Origin of the sequence: Paenibacillus sp. 598K, assembly GCF_003851045.1 — a bacterium.
Classification (GTDB): domain Bacteria; phylum Bacillota; class Bacilli; order Paenibacillales; family Paenibacillaceae; genus Paenibacillus_D.
In genome coordinates, this window is sequence record NZ_BFBX01000101.1 from 457 (window position 1) to 3,554 (window position 3,098).

At 62.7% G+C, this 3,098-nt stretch carries 5 protein-coding genes; all 5 read left to right on the forward strand.

Features of this window, described 5'->3' with window-relative positions; genetic code table 11:
- Positions 1-150 precede the first annotated feature (150 nt).
- The gene (locus PA598K_RS26185; RefSeq protein ID WP_128659781.1) at positions 151-525 is read left to right on the forward strand and encodes a cupin domain-containing protein; all 375 of its coding nucleotides are present in this window, start codon (positions 151-153) and stop codon (positions 523-525) included.
- An 18-nt stretch (positions 526-543) separates the two neighbouring features.
- Positions 544-1,029 carry a Tm-1-like ATP-binding domain-containing protein gene (locus PA598K_RS38235; protein ID WP_260405620.1) on the forward strand — a complete coding sequence of 162 codons (486 nt, stop codon included), beginning with the start codon at positions 544-546 and terminating at the stop codon, positions 1,027-1,029.
- Complete coding sequence (locus PA598K_RS26190; RefSeq protein WP_260405623.1) at positions 914-1,822, forward strand: Tm-1-like ATP-binding domain-containing protein; 909 nt, start codon at positions 914-916, stop codon at positions 1,820-1,822. The genes PA598K_RS38235 and PA598K_RS26190 overlap by 116 nt, the downstream gene beginning before the upstream one ends.
- Positions 1,815-2,594, forward strand: a complete 780-nt coding sequence (locus tag PA598K_RS26195; RefSeq protein ID WP_128659782.1) for a sugar phosphate isomerase/epimerase family protein — start codon at positions 1,815-1,817, stop codon at positions 2,592-2,594. The genes PA598K_RS26190 and PA598K_RS26195 overlap by 8 nt, the downstream gene beginning before the upstream one ends.
- A 4-nt stretch (positions 2,595-2,598) precedes the next feature.
- Positions 2,599-3,098 (forward strand): phosphoenolpyruvate hydrolase family protein (locus PA598K_RS38240; RefSeq protein ID WP_260405621.1); only part of this gene is annotated, 500 nt, incomplete at its 3' end.

Here is a 3,098-nt window from a genome sequence, read left to right on the forward strand (position 1 = left end):
TTCCTTCGGAAAACTTAAGCCTATGCTTTCGAAGTGAGTTTTTCTTCGAAAAACTTTAGCAAGCGCTTCCGAAGTGAGTTTTCCTTCGGAAAACTTAAGCCTATGCTTTCGAAGTGAGTTTTCCTTCGGAAAACTTTTAGGAGGGACAATATGGTCAATGAGGTGAAGAGGATTAAACCGTCTGATCTGAACGAAGAACAGCATGTCGTCGATATGGGGTGGGGCAAGATCGCATGGCTCTACGGGCAAGAGATCGATCCGGAGGGCGAGATGACGTTTGGGATGGTCTACATCAACGCTGGCGAAGAGAACACGCGGCATATTCACCCCAACTGCGAGGAAGTCATCTTCGTGCTCTCGGGGGAATGCGAGCATTCGCTGGGGGACGAGAGCTTTCACCTGAAGCCGGGCATGGCGCTCCGTATCCCTCAGGGGGTCCCGCATCACGCCAAGGTGACGAGTTGGGAGCCGTGCCGGATGATTATCGCATATTCTGCCGTCGACCGGGAGACGATCGGCGAATAATATCGGGAGGCGATACTCATGCTCATGCAACAACCGAAGCAGCTCCTGCTCATCGGGACACTGGATACGAAAGGCGAGGATTATGCGTACGTCCGCGATCTGGTCGTCGCACGCGGCCATCGCGTCGTCACGGTGGATATCGGGGTGGCCGGCGAGCCAGCGGGCATCGCTCCGAATTGGGATGCCGATGAAGTGGCCAGACGCGCAGGCGCCAGCAGAGAGGCGCTGCGGGCAGCAGGCGACCGCGGCAGAGCGTTGGCCGCTATGGCGGAGGGCGCGATGGAGCTGGTAATGGAGCTGCATCGCCAGGGGCGCATCGACGGGATCCTGGGGATGGGCGGCACGGGGGGGCACCTCGGTCATCGCAGCGGTGATGCGCAGATTGCCGATCGGCTTCCCCAAGGTACTGGTGTCTACGGCAGCCAGCGGCGACACCCGGCCGATCGTTGGCACCCGGGATGTGGTGCTGATCCCTTCTGTCGTCGATGTCGCCGGGATCAATAGCATCAGCGAGCTCATCTACCGCGAGGCGGCAGCTGCCGTGTGCGGGATGATGGAGCAGTCGCCCCCTCCCCAGCGGCAAGAGAAGCCGCTCATCGCGATTACGATGTTCGGCAACACGACGGCTGCCGTTGAGCGCTGCAAGCGGCAGTTGGAGGCACAAGGCTACGAATGTCTGGTGTTCCATTGCACAGGCACCGGAGGCCAGACGATGGAGGGGCTCGTAGAGGATGGCCGGATCGCGGCGGTGCTGGACATGACGACGACCGAATGGGCCGATGAGCTGTGCGGCGGCGTGTTCACGGCAGGCGATGCGCGGCTGGAAGCGCCGGGGCGCGTCGGCATCCCGCATCTCGTCGTGCCGGGCTGCATCGATATGGTCAACTTCGGCGGAGCGGATACCGTTCCCGAGCGCTATCGGGATCGGCTGTTGTATGCCTGGAATGCCAATGTGACGCTGATGCGGACCAATGTGGAGGAGAACGAGCAGCTAGGCGAGATTTTCGCACAGAAGTTGAATCGGGCGCGGGGCGGCACGGCCGTACTGATCCCGACGCGCGGCTACTCCTTGCTCGGCGCAAGTGGAGAGCGCTTCCACCAGCCGGAAGCGGATGCAGCCTTCGAGCAGGCGCTCCAGTCGCGGCTCCACCCCCACATCCGCTGCGAGACGCTGGAGCTGGCGATCAACGACGAAGCCTTCGCCGACCGTGCCGTGAGATTGCTGACAGAGCTGCTCGCGGCGCAACAAGCGGCACAGGAGAGACAGGACAAGAGAGGGGGAGCTGTACATGATTAAGTATGCGTTTTCACGCCCGACGGCGGATGCTGCCGAGACGACGGAGTTGTTCGAAGGCTACCGAGCGGCAGGGTATGACGGCTTGCAGCTCAAGTGGGGCCAATACGAGCCGTACCTGAACGACCCGGCGGCTTTCGTAGAGCGTTACGGGGGCTTGCCCGGCGCTGCGTCCGCGCTCATCGCTGGCGGGGCGCTCCCGGCTGGCGACAGCAAGGAGCGGCTGCGGGCACTGTATGCCTTTGCGGCGAAGATCGGCGCAGAGCGGATCGTCTACTGCCACGGCGTCCGCCGCGAGGGACTGACCGACGAGGAGATCGCGGGCTTCGCCCCCGTATTCGAGGAGATGGGCAAGGAGGCGCAGCAGCACGGACTGCGGCTGTCGCTGCATCATCATCACGGCCAGCCGGTCATGCATCGGCGCGACTTCGACTTGTTCTATGGCGCGATCCGCAACTCGGAGCTGGTCGGCTTGACGCTTGATACGGCGCATCTGGTAAAGTCGGGTATCGACGATGTGGCCGAGGTCATCACGAGCTTTGCCCCGTTCATCGACAACTTTCACATGAAGGACTTCGCTGCCGGCGAATTCGAGATTCTGGGACGGGGCGCGATTGTCTTTGACCCCATCTTCGCCGCGATCCGTCAGATCGGCTACAGCGGCTGGATGTCGGCGGACGAGGAGAGCGGCGGCGGCGTAGAGGAAGGGCTGACAGCGTGCATCGCGTTCATGAGAGCAGGCATGGCGCCCACGATCGCGCAGGGAGGAGGGTAACGATATGTCAGAGAAGAAACAACAGATCATCCAGCGGCTGCGCGAGAAGATCGCGAACCGCCGTCCGATCGTCGGCGCGGGCGCAGGCACGGGCATCTCGGCGATGTGCGAGGAGCAGGGCGGCGCCGACCTGATCATCATCTACAACTCCGGCCGGTTCCGGATGGCGGGGAGAGGCTCGCTGGCCGGGCTGATGCCCTACGGCGATGCCAATGCGATCGTCATGGAGATGGCTAGCGAGGTGCTGACCGCCGTTCGCCAGACGCCGGTGCTGGCTGGCGTCTGCGGTACCGATCCGTTCCGCGACATGGCGCGCTTCCTCCATCAGGTCGAAGAGGCTGGCTTCGCTGGGGTGCAGAACTTCCCGACGGTCGGGCTATGCGACGGGCTGTTCCGCGCCAATCTGGAGGAGACGGGCATGGGCTACGACCGGGAGATCGAGATGATCCGACTGGCCGCGCGCCGCGACCTGCTGACGACGCCCTATGCGTTCAACGAAGAGGA